Annotated in this window: 11 protein-coding genes and 3 pseudogenes; 3 read left to right on the forward strand and 11 right to left on the reverse strand. The window is 64.9% G+C overall.

Translation table 11 applies throughout. The features are described from left to right. Positions 1-619: 619 nt before the first annotated feature. Positions 620-766, forward strand: a complete 147-nt coding sequence (locus tag F9K34_RS11480) for a hypothetical protein (protein ID WP_291337106.1) — start codon at positions 620-622, stop codon at positions 764-766. Here F9K34_RS11480 and F9K34_RS11485 read toward each other — a convergent pair. From F9K34_RS11485 to F9K34_RS11515, 7 genes are all read right to left on the reverse strand, one after another. Next, entirely contained in the window at positions 757-1,836 is a 1,080-nt protein-coding gene (locus F9K34_RS11485; RefSeq protein WP_291337107.1) for an ABC transporter ATP-binding protein, read from the reverse strand. The genes F9K34_RS11480 and F9K34_RS11485 overlap by 10 nt on opposite strands. Continuing rightward, entirely contained in the window at positions 1,837-4,047 is a 2,211-nt protein-coding gene (locus tag F9K34_RS11490) for an ABC transporter permease (RefSeq protein ID WP_291337108.1), read from the reverse strand. Between the two features lie 4 nt (positions 4,048-4,051). Further along, positions 4,052-5,074 carry an ABC transporter substrate-binding protein gene (locus tag F9K34_RS11495; RefSeq protein WP_291337109.1) on the reverse strand — a complete coding sequence of 341 codons (1,023 nt, stop codon included), beginning with the start codon at positions 5,072-5,074 and terminating at the stop codon, positions 4,052-4,054. 730 nt (positions 5,075-5,804) lie between these two features. Then, a complete protein-coding gene (locus F9K34_RS11500; protein ID WP_291337110.1) occupies positions 5,805-6,029 on the reverse strand; it encodes a hypothetical protein in 225 nt (74 codons plus the stop codon). A gap of 67 nt (positions 6,030-6,096) precedes the next feature. Then, complete coding sequence (locus tag F9K34_RS11505) at positions 6,097-7,467, reverse strand: MATE family efflux transporter (RefSeq protein WP_291337111.1); 1,371 nt, start codon at positions 7,465-7,467, stop codon at positions 6,097-6,099. Between the two features lie 75 nt (positions 7,468-7,542). Next, the gene (locus tag F9K34_RS11510; protein ID WP_291337112.1) at positions 7,543-8,820 is read right to left on the reverse strand and encodes a hypothetical protein; all 1,278 of its coding nucleotides are present in this window, start codon (positions 8,818-8,820) and stop codon (positions 7,543-7,545) included. Positions 8,821-8,947: 127 nt separating this feature from the next. Beyond that, positions 8,948-9,148, reverse strand: a complete 201-nt coding sequence (locus F9K34_RS11515; protein WP_291337113.1) for a hypothetical protein — start codon at positions 9,146-9,148, stop codon at positions 8,948-8,950. A 103-nt stretch (positions 9,149-9,251) separates the two neighbouring features. On the opposite strand from F9K34_RS11515, the gene F9K34_RS11520 reads away from it, so the two are divergent. Continuing rightward, on the forward strand, positions 9,252-10,301 hold the full coding sequence (locus F9K34_RS11520) for a GlxA family transcriptional regulator (RefSeq protein WP_291337114.1): 1,050 nt from the start codon (positions 9,252-9,254) through the stop codon (positions 10,299-10,301). Positions 10,302-10,515: 214 nt separating this feature from the next. On the opposite strand, the pseudogene F9K34_RS11525 reads toward F9K34_RS11520, so the two are convergent. Together F9K34_RS11525 and F9K34_RS11530 are read right to left on the reverse strand one after the other, a co-directional pair. After that, a pseudogene (locus F9K34_RS11525) lies at positions 10,516-10,824 on the reverse strand (tyrosine-type recombinase/integrase); the annotation flags it as partial. Between the two features lie 46 nt (positions 10,825-10,870). Beyond that, a pseudogene (locus tag F9K34_RS11530) lies at positions 10,871-11,341 on the reverse strand (IS3 family transposase); the annotation flags it as partial. Positions 11,342-11,369: 28 nt separating this feature from the next. On the opposite strand from F9K34_RS11530, the pseudogene F9K34_RS19110 reads away from it, so the two are divergent. After that, positions 11,370-11,504, forward strand: a pseudogene (locus tag F9K34_RS19110) (DNA methylase); the annotation flags it as partial. Between the two features lie 4 nt (positions 11,505-11,508). On the opposite strand, the gene F9K34_RS11535 reads toward F9K34_RS19110, so the two are convergent. Together F9K34_RS11535 and F9K34_RS11540 are read right to left on the reverse strand one after the other, a co-directional pair. Further along, positions 11,509-15,027 carry a CHAT domain-containing protein gene (locus tag F9K34_RS11535; protein WP_291337115.1) on the reverse strand — a complete coding sequence of 1,173 codons (3,519 nt, stop codon included), beginning with the start codon at positions 15,025-15,027 and terminating at the stop codon, positions 11,509-11,511. Beyond that, the coding region (locus tag F9K34_RS11540; protein WP_291337116.1) for a rhodanese-like domain-containing protein at positions 14,985-15,631 on the reverse strand (647 nt) is incomplete at its 5' end. The genes F9K34_RS11535 and F9K34_RS11540, both read right to left, overlap by 43 nt.

The raw sequence follows: 15,631 nt of genomic DNA on the forward strand, positions 1-15,631 counted from the left end.
CTTTTAAAGATTAGATTTCTCCCGTTGGTCGAAATGACAGACCTGGTCTGCTCTCGGCCTTAATACATCATATTGCAAGCTGCCCCTCGTCGCGGCGAAGCCATGCGTAGCCGGACGCAGCGAAGCGATACCCCTCCGGGCCGTGCTAACCGTGTCCGCTGACTTTCGAAGTAGCAACATCTTGCCAATATCACCTATTGCGCTTCAGGCACATATAGCATCCGAACGAGCTACGATCGTAAAACACACTTTGTGTGCTTTTGGTCAAGCAAAAGTAGAAAACCATTTACACCTCACTTACCAGTTAACACCGAACGTCTCTCCACCACCGCCCGTGCAGCCGCAGAGTTTTGTCATCTCGAACAACCGTGAGAGATCTATCTTTTGCCTTTTCTTTTGTAGTCATCCTGAACTTGATTCAGGATCTCGTTTTTTCTTTGTCTTTCATCTTTCTATCCCCCTTAGAAAAAGGGGGAACAAGGGGGATTTAATGTTTTCATCCTTCGCTCGCCGAAGCAATTCCTTCCCCCCACGCTTGACGGCCGCTCTCCGAAACCATAATCTTTTTACTGCCCTCTGCGGCGCAGGGCCTGAGACAAGCCCCGCCACCCAAATCATAATGAGCGAATTCGAAAGACGTTACGCAAAACTTAACCCCGAGCAGAAGAAAGCGGTCGATCACATCGAAGGGCCGCTGCTCGTCGTCGCCGGGCCGGGCGTGTTCGATGCGGTGGCAGCCCTTGCCAAGGCCGCCTATCAGGGCTGAGCGGCGGGGATCAGCACCGGGCCAGAGGCGGCGAAGGAGATCGTCACCGCGTCGCCCTCCCGGAACGGGGTGACGACGTCGTCGAGCACAGCGAAGACGGTGCCGAAGGCGGCGGTCACGGTGTACTCCATCCGGCTGCCGACATAGGTCGCCTTGGCGATCACCGCTGCGACGCCATCTCCGGCCCCTGCAACCAGCCGCATCCGCGACGGGCGCACCGCGAGCCGTGCGGGGCCCCGTGAAAAGCCACGCGCGGGAAGGCGGTGGGTGTAGTCGGCGATCCGCACCGTGGCGGTGTCGCCCTCCACCGCAGCAATTTCCACCGGAATGAGATTGGCCTCACCGATGAAATCGGCAACGAACGCGTCGGCGGGGGCTTCATACAACTCGCGTGGGGTGCCTTTCTGGGCGATGGCGGCGTTGCGCATGACGACAATCTCGTCCGACACGGCCAGCGCCTCTTCCTGGTCATGGGTCACATAGACCACGGTCAGGCCGAGGGTCTGCTGGATGTCGCGGATTTCTTCGCGGACCTGACGCCGCAGCTTGGCGTCAAGATTCGACAGCGGTTCGTCAAAGAGCAGCACCTGCGGCTCCAGCACCAGCGCGCGCGCCACGGCGACGCGCTGCTGCTGGCCGCCCGAAAGCTCGGACGGCAAGCGGTTGCCGTAGCCGGCGAGCCCGACCAGTTCCAGTCCGGCCATTGCCCTTGCCTTGGTTTCAGTCTTGTCGAAGCCGGAAAACTTCAGGCCATAGCTGACATTTTCCAGGACGGTCATGTGTGGAAACAGCGCGTAGCTTTGAAACACCATCGACACGTCGCGGTCGGTGGCGGGCAGCTTCGTCACGTCCCTGTCGCCGATGAAGATGCGGCCCTCCGTGGCCATCTCCAGCCCGGCGATCATCCTCAGCGTGGTGGTCTTGCCGCAGCCGGAAGGGCCAAGCAAAGTGACCAACGAGCCGGCGGCGATCTCGAGACTGATGTTGTCCACCGCCCTAACGGTGCGCCCATAGAGCTTCGAGACGTTCTCGAACCGGACCGAAGCCGCCTTGGAATGGATCTGCGTCATTCAGTGTCCCTCGGCATGGGCCGTGCGCCGTCCGATCTGCGTCCGCCCGACCAACAGTTGAAGGAGGCCCACCGCCGCCAGCATCACGAAGATCAGCGCGGTGGAATAGGCGATGGCCAGGCCGTAGTCGTTGTTCTCGACCCGGCCGATGATGTAGCTGGTCGCCATGTCGTATTTCGCCGAGACGAGGAAGATCACCGCCGAGATCGCCGTCATCGCGCGGACGAAGCTGTAGACCAGCGCGGCGAGGATGGCCGGCCGCAGGAGCGGCAGTATCACCGCGCGGAAGGTCTGCCACGAATTCGCGCCGAGCGTCAGGCTGCTTTCGTCCAGCGACCTGTCCAGCTGGCTCATCGAGGCGATGCCCGCGCGCACGCCCACCGGCATGTTGCGGAAGATAAAGCTGACGACGAGGATCAGCCCGGTACCGGTGATCTCGACCGGCGGCACGTTGAAGGCAAGGATGTAGGCCACGCCGATCACCGTGCCGGGAATCGCGAACGATAACATGGTGCCGAATTCGAAGGCCCTCTTGCCGGCGAAGTCCTGCCGGGTCAGCAGGTAGGCCGTGATGAGGCCAATCGCAGCCGTCAGGGGCGCCGCGGCCGTGGCGATCATTATCGTGGTCCAGAAGCTGTCCCAGGCCGAGCCCGTCCAGCGCAGCCCGCTCTCGCCCCAGTCGATGCGGAAGGCGGTCAGGTAGTGCTTGAAGGTCAGCGTGTTGTCCACGCCCCACAGCTGCACCACCGAGCCGTAAAGGATCATGCCATAGACGACCAGCGTGAATGCCGTCCAGGCCACCACCGTGGCATAGACGGGCCAGGCCAGCCCGCGCGGCATCGCCGGATGCACCCCCGCATCGCCCTTGCCGGTGACGGTGGTGTAGCTTTTCCGCCCCAGCCAGAACCTTTGCAGGTAGAAGGCCCCTAGCGTGAAGACCAAGAGCACCATTGCCAGGATCGCCGCGCGCCCCGGGTCATGCTGGGCGCCGACGATGGCAAAGAATATCTCGGTCGACAGCACGTCGAAATTGCCGCCCAGCACCAGCGGGTTGCCGAAATCGGCCATGCTCTCGATGAAGCCCAGCAGGAAGGCATTGGCCAGGCCGGGGCGCATCAGGGGCCAGGTCACGGTGCAGAAGGTCTGCCAGCGGTTCGCCCGCAGGGTCTGCGCCGCTTCCTCCATCGAGGGGCTGACGCCCTCCACAACCCCGATGAGTACCAGGAAGGCGATCGGCGTGAAGGCCAGGACCTGCGCAATCGCCACTCCCGCCATGCCATAGACCCAGCGCGTCGGCTCGATCCCAAGGACGGTCGCGACCGTGGTCGTCACCGTCCCGGACAGACCGAACAGCAGGATGATCGCAAGCCCGATCACGAAAGGCGGGGTGATGATCGGCAGAACCGTCAGCGCCCGCAAGAGCCGCTTCTGCCGGAATCCAGACCGCGTCAGCACCAGCGCGAAGGCCAGACCCAGAAGCGTGGTCAGCACCCCCACGAGCACCGCCAGCACGAGCGAGTTCCAGGCCGCCCCGCAACGGCCGCCCTCGAGACAACCGATGCCCCAGATGCGCGGATCCATGAACCGCGGGAAGAACCCCAGTATCGAATAGCTGCCGTCCTTGGTGATGAAGGCGTTCTGCAGCATCTTGGCGATGGGGAAGAAGACGAAGATCGCCACCACCGCGATCACGCCGCCGATGGCCGAGGTCACGAAGACATCGCCGTTGATCGCGCCCCGCGCCGCGATCCCCTGCGTCAGGAGGAAGAGGAAGGCCGAGGCCGTGACCAGGGCGCCATAACCCATTCCGAACTGTCGGTCCTCCAGCGGGCCGAAGAGCGCCGCCAGCCAGTCCGCCGTGAACCCGCGCAGCCCGATCCCCAACCCTTGACCGATGAGCCAGGCAAAGCCGAATGCCCCGGCCGCGATCAGCACCCGGGCAAAGACCGGGTCCGACTTGCGCCGGTTGAGCACGAAGAGGGGGGCTGCCAGCGCCACCAGCATCGGCGCCAGCCATAGCTTCTGCCCCTTGGCGATCAGGACCGCCGCAGGGGCGTAGTCCGCCTCCAGCGGCCAGCCATCCAGCAGCCATTCGAACGTCAGGAAATCCTCTACCCCGTACCAGGGCAGGAGCGCAAACCCGACCCACCCGGCCACGATCCAGAAGATCAGAACCGGGTGGGTGGTCCGCTCAAGGCTGGTGGTCCGCAAGGCCCTACTGCGGCAGGACCGAGACTTCCGTGTCCCACTTCGACAGAAGTCGCTGGCGTTCTTCCGAAGAGCCGTACTTCTTGAAGTCGTAGTCGATCAGCTTGATCGAGGCGAGGTCGGGCGCCTTGTCCGATTTCTGCGCGCCCACGTTCGACATCACCTGGAAGGCGTTGACCTGCAAGGCCAGATTCTGCGCCTCGACGCTCAGCGCCCAGTCGTAGAACTGCTTGGCCTCTTCCATGTTGCGCGCGCCCTTGATGATCGACATCGAGCCGATCTCGTAACCCGTGCCCTCGCAGGGGGCGACCGTCACGATGGGGAAGCCCGCCACGGTCTGTGCCACCGCGTCGTGCATGAAGACGATGCCGATCAGGGTTTCGCCCTGACCCGCCGCCTTGATCGGGGCCGAGCCGGACTTGGTGTACTGGTTCACGTTGGCATGCAGCCGCTTCATGTAGTCAAAGCCGCCGTCCTCGCCGAAAAGCTGCACCATCGTGGCGAGCGTCGTATAGGCCGTGCCCGAGGAGTTGGGGTTGGCGATCTGCACCATGCCCTTGTATTCGGGCTTGGTCAGGTCTTCCCAGCAGGCCGGTGCGGGCAACCCGGCCTTGGCCAGCATGTCTGAGTTGTAGCCAAATCCGAGCGCACCGGAGTAGATGCCGATGGTCTTGTCGCCGGCGCTTTCCGCCTGGGCGATGGACCAGGGGTGCAGCTGGTCGCGCATCGGGCTGACATAGGGTTCCGTCAGGTCCTCCTCGGCGGCTTGCAGATGCGGGTCGCCCGTGCCGCCCCACCAGACATCTCCCTTTGGATTCGAGGCTTCGGCCTGCACTTGGGCATAGGTCTCGCCGCTGGATTTGCGGGTCATGTTCACTTCGATGCCCGAGGCTTCCTCGAAGCTTTTCTCCATGATCTGGCACCACTCCTCCTGCGCCGAGCAGTAGAGGTTCAGTTCCGCCATGGCGGCAGTGGCCGAAAGCGATGTAGTCCCGCACAGGATTGCGGCTGACAGGGCGTGTCTTTTCATGATCTTCCTCCCAGAAGCTGCTGATTGTCGTGCCCTTGCCGGGCCTCTCTCCGCCGGAAAAGCCTATGACAAGACCGGACGCCGCTACAAACGAAATGTCGGCGGCTACGGCGGCGGGGCTTCCGGGCGCGACGTTCCTCTGCCTGATTCCCTGACCGCCGGTCGCCCCAAGTGGCGGCCGGTCGCCGGGAGAGAATGCGCCAGGTTCGATCAGAACCTCGGCCTTCGCCGCCGCGATCGGAGAAGCGCATCACCGAGTATCCAAGGGCGACGATGCTGCCTCGGTCTGGCTCCCTGTGCCGGTACGCCTCCCTCACGGTTCAGGGGTCTTGAGGCGGCCGATGCATCTCGCCTGAATCGCCCGCCTGTGTCATCGGCAATCCCACCATCACTCTTCCCGCCGTGATACCCCGATCACGCCCCGACGTCTCCGGGGATGGGCGCTCCCAACCCAGGCCGCGTGGGACCATCCGTTTGTGGATCAATTCGGATTCGTTGAGAGAGAAGTGGTGCGGTGAAGGGACCCGAATCCCAATCCTAACTTATTTAAATATAACAACTAATTTAACAACAGTCTCCGGGAAGCCCCCAATACTGCCCCCAAAATGAATCCGACGGCACGATCCGCAGGACTGCTTCCCGAGTCTGGACCGGCCTGACGGCCGTTGGCGTGGCTCATCGTCTTGATCTGGACTGCATGGCGTTTTCAGAGCGGCAAGGCCCCTCCGTTTCAGTTGCGACGGCAGGCGGCGATGCCGGACGCATTCAATCTCGAAAGATATTGCCCGTGCGGCTGACCGTCTGTCTGCAACGGTTTCCGAAGTTCATCCTTCAGGAACTGGGCCGGCGGCCGTGAAGGCTTGTCGTGATGCGCAAGGGCGCCTTCGGCAGGCACCGTGGAACCCTGGCCGCTGCCTTTAGCCAGTGCGGACGGTGGCATTTGTCCGAAGTTCAATTGTGGTCTCTTGTGTGGCGCTTTCCGACAATTGGCTTACGGCGATGTACCATCTCTGCCTGCTGCGCTAACGGGCTCGCACCAGTCTGGCAATCAGGAGCGCGCTCGTAACGGTTGTCCCGGCGGTCAATCCGATCCAGATGCCGGAAATGCCAAGACTCCACGCTTCGCTGAGCCACAAGCCCAGCGGGGCGCCGATCAGCCAGTAGCCCACCAGCGTGTAGATCATCGGGGCCCGAGTGTCCTTCCGGCCGCGCAAGAGGCCCGCGGTTGCCGTTCCCGGGGTCGCCACCAGCTCCATGACGCCCAGCAGAAACAGAAGTCCAACCGAACTTCCTGCGGCAGCGGCCCCGACGGAACCGTCACCGAAGAAGGCTTCCGACAATGGCGTGGCGCCCGCCAGAAGGCCAAGGCACAGCAGCGTTCCGGCGAAGGTGCCAAGCCACAGGGCGCTGCGGATCACTTGGCGGTTCAGATCGCTGTCCGCCTGGGCTTCCGCCCGCGCCATCCGCACCATGGCCGCCTGCAAAAGGGCAGCGGGAACGGCGTAGGCAACGCCTGCTATCCGCAGGGTAAGAGTGTGCGCGGCCACATCAGCCGCCCCAAGCGTCGCGGCATAAAGCGTGGCGCCAAGGAAGATGCCCAGTTCCGCCACCGTTGCGATACCGATGGGCAGACCCACCCGAACGACTGGTCCAAGGTCGCCCAAGCGGATCCATGCTTTCGGCATCGTTTGCGGTGTCGCCTTGCGGGCGATTGCCATCAACGTGACCAGACTGGCCATTGCAGCGACCAGGCTCGAGGCTCCGGCCCCGGTCGGACCCAGCGCAGGCATCGGGCCGAACCCATGCATCAGCACATGATTGCCCAGCGCGTTCAGCGGCAGCATCGCGGCGGTGACATAAAGGAACACCTTGGGCCGCTCGGCCGCGGTCAGGATCGTGCGGTACAGCATCACGCCCAGCATCGGGACCAGAGTCAGCGCCATCAAGCGGGTGTATCCCCTCCCGGCATCGAGCAGGTTCTGGTCAAGGCCGACCCGGCCCAGCAAATCAGGGGAGGTCCAGACAACCGGCACCAGCACGGCAGCCAACAAGAGGACCATTGCCTGCCCGACCCGCTCCAGCCGCGCTCGACCGGCGTGGTCACCCTTGGCAATGGCACCCGCGTAGAACGGGACCAGCCCGCCGATCGTGCCCGCGCCAAGATAGAAATGGATCGAGTAGAAATCGCTGCCGACGGCGACAGCGGCCAGAGCATCCGCGCCGAAACTGGCCGAGATCATGATCGTGTCGGTGACGCTCATCCCCATGTTGACCAGCGCCATCAGCATGATCGGCACCGCCAGCCGCAGCATGGCGAGGGGCTCGTCCAAAGTGGTTCGAAGGCGTATCCGCCATGATGGCCGCACGCCGCGCAATGCATTCATGTAGGTCATTACAAATCGCCTGAAGGTCGAAAGTCCGAGTCCGCCCCCCGAATAAGGGCGGACCGGAGTCAAGAGGGAGCCTTCTCAGCCCCAATTGCGGTCGTGCTCTGCGTGGGTCCGCAAATAGGCACCTGGGCCGAAATGCGTGTTGTAAAACCCGGTATCCAGGCGATGCGCTTGCAGGTAGGTGTTGATGAACACCGCCGGAGCCTTGGCCGGGAAGCGCCCGAAGGTCGAGAAGATATAGTCCGCCATGATCGTGGCGATCTCGATGGCTTCCTGGTCGATCACAGCGCCCGAGCCGCGCACCGCCGCATTTTCGCGGTAGGGCCCGCCCTGGCCCGCGTCGAAGGGCCCACCCTTGCCGAACTTGCGTGCAACGACAGCCCTGACCGCGGCCTCCATGTTGGCGTGATGCGGCGGAACATGCGCCTCGAACACGCCCGGCAGGCCGGTGATGTAAGGCAGCGGGTTACCCTCCAGCATGCGGAACTGGAAGCCGAGGCCCGGGACCGCGGGGTCGCCGCTGGCGCCTAGGACGACGAAGGGGTTGATCCCGGTGTACATCCAGCCGCCGAGGCCCAATGCCTGCAGCATCAGCGCCCCGGCATAGCAGGCCGTCCCGGTCTCGGTCGCCACATCGGTCATCGCCACCTGTTCCAGGAAGGTCATCGGATAGGCGACGGACATGTTCATGCGGTGGCCGAACTTCTCCAACCCTGGGATCTGGCGGCTGTTCACGTCGTCATAGATGGCGGTCCCGTTCTGGATCAGGTACAGGAGAAGCAGGATCACATGCTGCGCCACGTCTGCGACCGGCCAGATCAGCGTCGATCCCGGCACGTTGGCGCACCATGTGTTGTGCCCCTCCATGAAGGGCATCGCCGCCGGAATGTTCAGCCGCCCGTCTGCCAGCTTCACGATCCGTGCCCGGTGGACCTCGGTCCAGGCCTTGAGGTCGACGCTCGCATCGGTCGGCGCGGGTGTCATGTCGCGTGTCGGTAGGAAATAGACGCCGGTGTCGTCGGTGAAAAAGAACTCGGTCGTGTTGAACCCGGCCGAAGAGGGGAAACTGCGCCCGCCCACCGCCGTGGTGTAGTTCGGCAGCTTGCCCGCATAAGCCGGGTGATGGGCGAAGAGGTTCACCCAGCCAGTGTTTCCCGCGACGGTAGACAGCAGCAGAATCTGCTCCGTCGGGTCCAGCGCCTCGGGCGCCTCGGTCGAGGTGTAGGCAAGCGGGCCGTTCGGAATGCTCGCGCCCTTGGCAAAACGCCGCGACCTGCGGCCGTGAATCGCCTCGATCAGCGGGAAGGTCGCAGCCTCGACCAAGCCGCGCGACAAAGAGGAATAGGAATCAAGCATGATCTTGCCTTTCAAAGTAAGGGTCTGGCCCTGGGCAAAGCCAAGGCCGCTCAGGACTGCGCCGGTCGCAGCCAGCGTGCCGCCAAGAAGCCGGCGCCGGGTGAAGGGGAGCCTCACGGCCAAGGGCTCAGCCGGAGTAGCGCATGGCATCGTGCTGCGACCGGATTGTGCGCTGGTCCAGCGGTCCCCGATCCAGTCCAGCGTCCTTGAGCATGCGGTCGGACAGGGCGTGCAAATCGACGGAAGGTTCGCGGCGCAGGGTGCCAAGCCAGCGCGTCAGACGCTGGGCAAAAAGGTGCTTGCGGGGACCGGTCAGGGTTTCAGTCATTGGGGCCAACCTTTCCAAACCTGCGGCCTTTCGGCCTTGTGGCGGCCTGATGGCACGCGAGATCCACGGGCCGTGAGGCACAGAGTCGACAAAAACGGTCCGAATGTGCCATTATCAATCGATGTCCACGCCCTATTCGCCCACGAAGATTTCCATCTGCCTGCTTGCGGTGCCCGAAACCGCTACGGGGGTGCTGCATGGCCTCTACGAAGTCTTCAGCTTCGTCGGCGACGGCTGGGAGATGCTGACCGGATGGGCGCCGGGACCGCGCCGGTTCCAGCCGCGAATCGTGGCAACCAGTCGCGAGCCGTTCCGCAATCTGGCGGGGATTCCGATCGCGCCCGAGCTCTCATTGGCCGAGGCGAACCGGGCCGACATCGTGATCGTGGCCGATCTGGCCATCGGGCGCGACGAGGAAACGCGCGGCCGGTGGCCCGAGGCCTCCGACTGGCTTAGACGGCAGCATGAACTGGGGGCGCTCGTCTGCTCGGTCTGCACCGGGTCGCTCCTCCTTGCCGAGGCGGGGCTTCTGGATGGAGAGCAGGCGACCTGCCACTGGGCCGCGGCGAACCAGATCCGCAACCGCTACCCCACGGTCAGGCTGAAGCCAGAGCGGGTGCTCGTCACTTCGGGCGTCGAACATCGCTTGGTCACATCCGGCGGCAATGCGTCTTGGACCGATCTTGCCCTCTACCTCGTCGCCCGCTTCTGCGGCGAGGATGAGGCGCGTCGGACCGCCAAGCTGTTCCTGTTCGGCGACCGCAGCAACGGACAGGCGCCTTTCGCCGCCCGCGTGCGTCCGCCGCAGCATGACGATGCTGCCGTCACCGCCGCGCAGCTCTGGATCGCGCAGAACTATGCCTCCGCCAATCCGGTTGCGGGAATGACTGCCGCCGCCGGGCTGACCACGCGTACCTTCAAGCGCCGCTTCGAGGCGGCCACGGGCTACGCGCCGCTGGACTATGTGCAGTCACTGCGCATCGAAGAAGCAAAGCAGATGCTGGAGTCCTCCGACACCCCTATCGATGACATTTCGGCTGAGTCTGGCTACAGCGAGCCGGCCGCCTTCAGACGATTGTTCAAGCGATCGACCGGGATTTCGCCCCTGCAATATCGACAACGCTTTCGGCAAGTATTGCCTCCGCCCGGATGAAGCCGACGGAAGTAGCGATTTAATAGGCTCGCCGCACTGCGCAGTTGCGGGCGCTACCAGGGTTGCCTCCCCGAAAATGACGAGTGCTGGTCGAGGGCCTATTTACATTTGACTGGCTGCGACCGTCCACTATGGGCCGGGTGTCGAGGCTTGGCCGACCAGCAGGGCAACGATTGTCAGTGCGGCCGACCAATGCAGGTCGGCCGCACAGGTTTCACAGGTCGATACCCTCTGCCAAGGACAGGGCGTCGTCCAGGTCAACGCCGAGGTAGCGCATGGTGCTGTCCATCTTCGTGTGGCCGAGCAGAAGCTGGACCGCCCGGCGATTGCCGGTCTTCTTGTAGATCTGCGCGACTTTCGTCCGGCGCATAGATTGGGTGCCATACGCACTCGGTTCCAGCCCGATCGACAGAACCCAGTCCCGCATGATCCGCGCATACTGCCGCGTCGACAGATGCGGGCTGGCATGAAACCTGCTGGGCCAAAGGTACTCGCTGCCGATCATCTCGGGATCCCTGATCCAGCGGTCATGAACCGCGCTGGGTTTGCCGGAGGCTGATTTCATTGAGTTACGCGGCCATGGCTTCAGTTTGCAGAGCTGCGTAGAACTTGGCCTCGGCTTCTGCCGGTGGGATGTTCCCGATCGGCTCGAGCAGACGGCGGTTGTTGAACCAGTCCACCCATTCCAGGGTGGCGTATTCCACAGCCTCTAAGCTGCGCCACGGGCCGCGATGGTGGATGACCTCGGCCTTGAACAAGCCGTTGATCGTTTCGGCAAGCGCATTGTCGTAGCTGTCGCCGACGCTGCCGACCGAAGGTTCGGTGCCTGCCTCGGCCAGCCGTTCGGTGTATTTGATTGACAGATACTGGCTGCCGCGGTCGCTGTGGTGAACCAGCCCCATGCCCTTGACCGGGCGCCGCTCATGGACGGCCTGTTCGAGTGCATCGAGAACGAACCCGGCATGGGGTGAGGTGCTGACCCGCCAGCCGACGATCTTGCGGGCGTAAGCGTCGATTACGAAGGCGACATAAACGAAGCCCTACCCAACCCATCATCAGAGCCATGGAGTGGGGCTCACCGAGGCGCCGGTGATCGTTCTTGGGCATCTGACCGAGGCGCAGCGGCGGGCCTACGGGATCGCTGACAACAAGCGGACCGAACTCGGCTGCTGGGACGATGCGTCACTTCTTTCCGCAGCCCTCGGGCTCAGTCGGATCCGACCAGCGTGAAAGGCGCCCAGTAGGACGGATGCTGCCGAAGCACGTCGCTTGCGGGATCTTCCAGGATCGCCAGTTGCGTCCGGCGCAAGCTCTGTGCGCTTTCTGCGAAACCACTCGACGCGAAGTCGGACAGAAGGCCTGTCGACACCCGAAGCGCTGCGTCCGAGTATACAGACCATTGGGTCACGAGCACCGCATGCGCCCCGGCGTGAAAGAACGCCCGCGCTATACCCGACAGACCATCGGCGGCCTGTGTCTCGCCCGCTGCGGTATTGCAGGCCGACAGGACGATCAGCCGGGCGGAAAGATCGAAGGTCGCGATCTCGGCGGCGGTCAGAAGGCCGTCATCGTCGGGCGTCGCCTGTTCAGGCGGCGTCAGTACCAGCCCCGGCGCGGCGGTCCCGCTTTCGCCCGTCATCAGGCCGTGGGTTGCGAACAGGATCACGTCGTACTCCGACAGCCGCCCATCGATGCTGCGCCGTTTGATTTCGGTTTCGCGCGCCTCCGGGCCCAGTAGGATGTCGGACTGACCCGGACTGAACAGGCGGCCGATCGATTCGACCTCGCAGGCGGTGTCCGGCAGGCGCGGCAGAAGTCGCAGCGCGGCGGGATCGGCCAGACGCAAGCCGTCTGCGGCGTCCGGTCCGGACAGGTAGGGGTGATCTTCCGATGCCGTACGCAGCGCCGCCGGGGCGATAGAGGCGCAGTCGACCGGACCGCCCGAGCCGATGACCGGATCACCGACGCCAAGATAGCGGCCACGCATCCCCGGGGAAGGAAAGCCCCGCAGCGTTCGCAGGCTGGCGACTGATGGCAGGACCGACAGCGCGTGGTCGCGGATCAGCCAGCTTGCTGCGCCCAGTCGGGGCGGGGCCTCGGCTGTCGTGACAAGCGCGGCGAACGGAAGGCCCAGCAGGTCCGCAGGCGGCACGACGATCAGGTGTTCGACGTCATCGAGCGCATCGGCAACGCCGCCGAAAAGGTCGAGGTACAACCGATTTGCGGTCGCCAGATCGAAATAGTCCCGCGCATCGGTGACGCCGCCCTCGATCATTGCGCCGCGGAAGTCGGCGGCCAGATGCCGGCCGCAGCCGGGGTCGCTGACCGCCACGCTGCAGCGGAAGGCGCGTACGCGGTCATCCAGCGCCCGTCGGCTGGGCTCGGCGACGCGGCCGACGGCGACGCCATTTCGCGTCACCAGGATCGCCCGGTTCGAGGTGGCGTCGATCCCCGGCACCCGCGAGGGACTTAGCCCCGGGAGCGCGAAGGTGATGAGACCCTCTCCCTGCCGTAACAGCCCCTGGACCTCGGCAATGGACAGAGGTCGCACCGCCGCGATCCCTGTCACCTCGAGGCCAAGGGCTGCAAGGTCAGCGTCGATGCCGTGCAGCGTCGCGTCGATCTCTGCCAGGCGCGCGTTCATAGTCACGACGGCCGGCGGATCGGCCAGCTCCCCGGCATAAGCGGCTAGCACGCGCGATGTCGTGCGCCGATGTTCCTCGACCAGATCCTGGCGCCGCTTCAGGAAGGGCGCCAGACCCGCATCGGCCGAGGCGATCCGGGTCTCGAGCTGGGACAGCGCCTCTGCCGACCGGGTGACCTGTGTCCATTGCAGGGCCTCGAATGCGTCATCGAGGCTTTGGCCGTCCCCGCGGTGCCGATCCTCCAGAAGCAACCAGGCCAGTGTCTCGAAGTCGAACGCCGCCTCGGGCAGGGTGTCGCGGTAAGCCGGCGCCTTGCGGGACTCGGCCACCCTTCGCAGCACATCGAGCGCCGCCGCGCGGTCGCCGGTGGTCAACTGCACGAGGGCAAGCTTTAGCTGCGCGCCCAGGACCTGCGGCGTGTCTGCGGGCAACGCACGGGCCAGCAGCTCCGCGCCCTCCTGCATCAGGGGGATGCCCTTGGCCGCCTCGCCCGTGGCCGCGACGAGATCGCCCGCGTTGACAAGCGCGCGCGCCAGGTCTGGATGCCCCTCGGGATAGGAACTCCGTGCAAGCTCAACGGCATCCAGGGCAGTGCCGATTGCCTTGGTCCACTGGCCGGTCAGAGCCAGGGCACGGGCCTCGACGGCGGCGATCCGCGCGCCCACGGCCCGGGCGTTCCATTTCTGCTCGCCTTGGGCGGCATCCTGCTGAAACAGCGCGCGCGCTTCGGCCGCAAGCCGCAGCGCCGAAGCGCCGTCGCCCAGATCGACAGCGAGATTCGCCCGGTTGACGGACTCGATGGCGCGATCGATCGTCGCCATCGGCGGCGCACCCGCGGTCAGTGCCGCCTGGTACGCTGCATCGGCCTGCGCATAGAGATCGCGGGAAAGCGCAAGCTTGCCTTCGACCCAGGCGTTGGCCGCCAGGTCGGACAGCACCAGATGCAGCCCGGCGCGGCCCTCTTCGGTGCGCGCGAGGACCTCTGCGGCTTGACGCAGCGACTGGGTCGAGGTCGCGATCCGGTCGAGGCCCTTTTCCGCCGCCGCACGCTCGCGTAGCGCCCATCCCAGCCGGGGATCGGACGTGTCGCCCACGAGTTCCGTGAAGGCGACGGCAAGTTCCGCGTAGTCGAGTTGAACGCTGCGCAGCTCGACCGCACCGGAGAGCTGTGCGTAGTCCAGCGTCAGTGTGGCCATTCGGTCGATGAAGCCCAGTTCTTCGTCGGTAGGCTGGCCGGTCTTCGCCCAGAGCCTCAGCGCGTCGGCGGCGGCCCCGTAGCGGGCGGCTTCGTGAAGCAGGTAGAACTTGCCGAACAGTAGTGCCCGTCGACCACTCTTGTCGGGATCGACAGGAAAGGCGTCGAGGATGGCGAGGCGCCCTTCAATCAGCGCCACAGCGTCATCAATCCGCCCCTCGACCTCGGCGGCTTCCTGCGCGCGGGCCCAGGCCACGAAGACATCGCCATAGACCGCCGCAAGCACCGAGTGATCTACGGCCAGGGTCTCTTCGAGAAGCAATGCCGCGTCGGCAAACTTACCCAGACGGAAGTGGATGCTGGCCGCAGTTGCCGCGGCCGGCGCGCGCCACGGCGTCGGCCGGGCGGTCTGCATGAACTCCTTGACGCGAGCGCGCGCAGAATCCACCCGCCCGGCATTGGCATCCATCTCGGCTAGAAGGCCCATGGTCCCGAGCCATGGCTCGGAAGGAAAAGCGCCGGCATCGGTCAGGCCACGCAAAGCCTCGTCCAGCAGCGCCGCGGCGACTTCGGGCGGGTCACCACCCAGAAGCAGCAGTCGTGCCCGATGGACGAAGGCGGTCGCCCGGGCTTCGGCCTCGGCTGCCGGCATGCTGCGCGCCAGCGCCTCCGCCTGCTCGGCCAGATCGATCGCGCTCTGTGTCGCTCCGGCCCTGTAGGCGTCCACGGACCGTTCGACCAGAGCCTTCACATCGGCGGTGGGGTCGGCATGAAGGCCGGCCCCGCCCGACAGGAAGAGCAGCAGCGCGAGAGCGATCGGCCGCGAGATGACACCCTCCCTCGTCAGAAGCTCGACGGCACCAGGGGCAGGCCGCTCATCTGCCACGCCTGCAGACCTCCCCTGTACCAGTACACGTTGCTGAAACCCGCGGCGACCGCCCGAAGAGCGGCGTTGTAGCTAAGCCAGCAATTGGGATCGCTGCAGTAGAACACGATCGCCTGCGCCGGGTTACCCCCAGTGATCTGGAACAGCCACAGCGACACCTGTTGCTGCATCGCGTCTTGGAACGTGCCTGGCCCGCCCATCGGCACCCCGACGAACGATCCGGGGATGTTGTATGTCCCCCCGTAGACGTCCACCAGAACCACGACCATGCCCTGGTTGAGAGCATTGGCCAGTTGCTCGGTGGTGACCAAAAAGGCGCCCGGAAGACTGGTCGGCGTCGGCGCCGCAAACTCGCCCTGACGAAGTTGGGGTACCGGCGGCACGCCGAAATCGCGCAGCTCGAAGGTCGTGATCTCCGGGTCGATGCGGATCGCCTGGGGCGGTGCTGCGCCCTGCGCCGGCGGCGGCGGGGCCCCGACGCCCGGGGGCGGTGCCTGCCCCTCACCCGGCAGGCCGAAGCCTTCGATCCCGGCTTCGGCCTGCCGGGTGAGGGGCAGGCCGAAGCCGGGATCGAAGGCTTCGCCCTCGACCGCCGCATCGCCAC

Source organism: Albidovulum sp. (genome assembly GCF_008933605.1).
In the GTDB taxonomy this organism is placed as follows: domain Bacteria; phylum Pseudomonadota; class Alphaproteobacteria; order Rhodobacterales; family Rhodobacteraceae; genus Albidovulum.

Coding starts and splice junctions, on each gene's coding strand:
- F9K34_RS11520 (WP_291337114.1), top strand. CDS start 9,252: ATGTGCCATTATCAATCGATGTCCACGCCCTATTCGCCCACGAAGATT.
- F9K34_RS11485 (WP_291337107.1), bottom strand. CDS start 1,836: ATGACGCAGATCCATTCCAAGGCGGCTTCGGTCCGGTTCGAGAACGTC.
- F9K34_RS11495 (WP_291337109.1), bottom strand. CDS start 5,074: ATGAAAAGACACGCCCTGTCAGCCGCAATCCTGTGCGGGACTACATCG.
- F9K34_RS11515 (WP_291337113.1), bottom strand. CDS start 9,148: ATGACTGAAACCCTGACCGGTCCCCGCAAGCACCTTTTTGCCCAGCGT.
- F9K34_RS11505 (WP_291337111.1), bottom strand. CDS start 7,467: ATGACCTACATGAATGCATTGCGCGGCGTGCGGCCATCATGGCGGATA.
- F9K34_RS11510 (WP_291337112.1), bottom strand. CDS start 8,820: ATGCTTGATTCCTATTCCTCTTTGTCGCGCGGCTTGGTCGAGGCTGCG.
- F9K34_RS11480 (WP_291337106.1), top strand. CDS start 620: ATGAGCGAATTCGAAAGACGTTACGCAAAACTTAACCCCGAGCAGAAG.